This is a genomic window from Gilvimarinus sp. 1_MG-2023 (genome assembly GCF_030548285.1).
This window is the reverse complement of record NZ_JAUOSC010001245.1, coordinates 1-258: the sequence shown is the minus strand read 5'-3', so window position 1 is coordinate 258 and position 258 is coordinate 1. Positions and strand designations below refer to the sequence as shown.

Genomic DNA, 258 nt, shown 5'->3' with positions numbered 1-258 from the left:
GATCTTTCACGACAGCTTCCTGCTGGCCAAGCGGCGGATGAAGGAATGCACCTCCATCCGGCCGGTCATCGATCTGCCGGAAATCATCAGCGCCATGATCGACGTCTGCGACGCCGATCCTGCCGTCATGGAGAAGGTCGGAAAAAAGATGCTCGAACGCCGGGCGCAGCAACTGGCCGAATTGCAAAACGGAGTCAGGTTCGGTCCCAGCAGCGGATCGCAACCCGGAAAATGTCCCAATAGATCGTCGGCCTAGCC

General features: G+C 58.9%; 1 protein-coding gene. It reads left to right on the top strand.

The features are described 5' to 3' along the window. On the top strand, positions 1-256 hold a 256-nt coding region (locus Q4563_RS20850; RefSeq protein ID WP_303605876.1), incomplete at its 5' end, for a hypothetical protein. Positions 257-258 lie beyond the last annotated feature (2 nt).